Below are 2,117 nucleotides of genomic sequence, written 5' to 3'. Positions count from 1 at the left end.
CCCTTCCGAAGCTGGATCATTCGGTTTGACGTGATGACTGCGTCAATCTATCGTCGATGCGTGCTGTACCCCACCCCGGCCCTCCGCCCTGCCGACGATCAGGTGCTCGGTGAGATCGACGGTATGCGGGAGGCGCTGCGGCACCAGATCCGGACCACGCCGTCGAAGTGGACCGAGGGGCTCCGGAAGTTCCTGACCGCCGATGCCGTCGCGGCCTCGAACTCCATCGAGGGCTTCAGGGTATCCACGGTCGACGTCCAGGATCTGATGGACGGCGAGCGAGACGTCGAGGTCTCCGACGAGAACCGTGAGGAGACCCTCGCTTATCAGCGGATGATGACGTACATCCAGACGCTCCACGATGCCGCGGACTTCAGCTACAGCAAGAGCCTGCTCAACGCTCTGCACTGGATGTTGCAGGGCCACCGTCACACCGCGCGCAGGCCGGCCGGGCAGTGGCGCCGCGGCCCCGTCCACGTCACCGACGCCCGCGACCCCGGCATCGCGGCCTACACGGCCCCGGACGCCGATGCCGTCCCCGCGCTGATGCGGGAACTCGTCGACTGGCTGGGCGCCGACAGCGGCACCCATCCGCTGGTGCGAGCGGCGATGGCGCATCTGCACCTGGTGTCCATCCATCCCTGGGCCGACGGGAACGGCCGGATGGCCCGTTCGCTGCAGACGCTCATGATCGCACGTGAGGGTGTCCTGGCCCCGGAGTTCTCGTCCATCGAGGCGTGGCTCGGCCGTCCCGGCAACACCTGGGAGTACTACCGCGAACTCGCCGACCGGGGCCCGACGTACCTTCCCGACCAGGACGTCTCCAGCTGGATACGCTTCAATCTGACCGCCTACCACCAGCAGGCCCAGAGCGTTCAGGGCCGGCTCGACCGCTCCGGGCGGGTAGGGGGCGCGCTCTTCGCATTCGCCGGGAGCACCGGTCTGGACGAGCGGGTGGTCACCGCCCTGCACGACGTGGCCGTGGCCGGCCGCGTCCGCCGCTCACGCTACGAGCATGCCGAGGGGCTGAGCCTGCAGCAGGCGCAACGCGACCTGCGCGACCTCACCGCCGCCGGAGTCCTGGAACCGGTCGGCCGGACCCGGGCCCGCTACTACACGGCAGGCCCCCGCTTCCCTCAGCCGGCACTCGATGTCGCCCGCACACCCATGACCCTGAGGAATCCCTACACCAGCTGATAAGCAAGCCGCCGCTCGTCGGACGTAAGCTTTACTTATGGCGACAGAAGTAAAGCGGCGGCCCGGTGTCACCAGGGTCTCCCGCAAGCACCAGGTCACACTGCCTGTCGACGTGCTTCGGGCCGCGGGCCTTGGTCCCGGCGACGAGCTTCGGGTGACTGCCGACGGGCGCGGCAGGCTGGTCCTCACCGCTGTTCGGGATCCCCTCGAGGAGCTGATCGGTTCCGCCCCGGGGCTGTCCGCCGTGACCGATCTTGAGATGCTGCGGAACGAATGGGAGCGGTAGTCCTCGACACGAGCGTGATCCTCGCGTTGTTCGACCCGCAGGACGCCCTGCACGCCTGTTCAGCCCAGGCGGCCCGCCGTCGGCGTGACGCCGGTGATGTTTTCCTGCTGCCGGCAACCGTGCTGGCCGAGCTGCTCGTGGGCGCCGCGCGCAGGAGCGAGGAGGAGGTCGCCACGCGCCGGCGGCTTACCACCGCCGCGTTCGGGCCGCCGTATCCCGTGGACGAGGCTGTCGCGGTCGCCGCCGCCCTCCGGCGGGCGCGGCACCAGTCCTTACGACTACCGGACGCGCTCGTGCTCGCTACCGCTGACGTCGTCGACGCTGACACCATCCTGACCGGTGACAGGCGCTGGAAGGGCCTCGACAGCCGGGTCAAGGTCGTCCAGTAGGCGCGGGGATGACGCCAGGGGCGCGGGTCGGTCGCTGGCATCCTCCACGGTCAGAAGTCCTCGTCGAAGGTGACGGTTCCGGTCAAGGAAGACCCAGTTCGTCCCGGACGCCAGCCCGTTGAGCAGGCCCCGGGATCTCAGGAAGTACACATAGGCGAAGGCGCGGGCCCGCTCGACGTGTACTCGCTGCGCCAGCCGCTCGGCGTCGTCGCCGGGATCACCCTGTCCAGCTTCCCCGCCATGAT

General features: G+C 69.1%; 3 protein-coding genes. All 3 read left to right on the top strand.

Annotated features, from left to right (window positions below; all coding sequences use genetic code 11):
- Window positions 1-33 precede the first annotated feature (33 nt).
- From AC5LUJ_RS18940 to AC5LUJ_RS18930, 3 genes are read left to right on the top strand one after another with little or no spacing between them, the layout of a single operon-like run.
- Window positions 34-1,197, top strand: coding sequence for a Fic family protein (locus tag AC5LUJ_RS18940; protein ID WP_250291127.1), 1,164 nt, complete (start codon window positions 34-36; stop codon window positions 1,195-1,197).
- Between the two features lie 37 nt (window positions 1,198-1,234).
- Window positions 1,235-1,483, top strand: a complete 249-nt coding sequence (locus AC5LUJ_RS18935; RefSeq protein WP_250281042.1) for an AbrB/MazE/SpoVT family DNA-binding domain-containing protein — start codon at window positions 1,235-1,237, stop codon at window positions 1,481-1,483.
- A complete protein-coding gene (locus AC5LUJ_RS18930; protein WP_250291130.1) occupies window positions 1,471-1,872 on the top strand; it encodes a type II toxin-antitoxin system VapC family toxin in 402 nt (133 codons plus the stop codon). The genes AC5LUJ_RS18935 and AC5LUJ_RS18930 overlap by 13 nt, the downstream gene beginning before the upstream one ends.
- Window positions 1,873-2,117 lie beyond the last annotated feature (245 nt).

The sequence above is a fragment of the Protofrankia sp. CiP1_Cm_nod3 genome (genome assembly GCF_982290655.1).
Note: the sequence above shows the minus strand (reverse complement) of the source record. Positions and strands in the feature narration are given on the sequence as shown.

Bases quoted from the DNA above. Each gene is read 5' to 3' on its own strand.
- AC5LUJ_RS18940 (WP_250291127.1), top strand. From the start codon at position 34: ATGACTGCGTCAATCTATCGTCGATGCGTGCTGTACCCCACCCCGGCC.
- AC5LUJ_RS18935 (WP_250281042.1), top strand. From the start codon at position 1,235: ATGGCGACAGAAGTAAAGCGGCGGCCCGGTGTCACCAGGGTCTCCCGC.
- AC5LUJ_RS18930 (WP_250291130.1), top strand. From the start codon at position 1,471: ATGGGAGCGGTAGTCCTCGACACGAGCGTGATCCTCGCGTTGTTCGAC.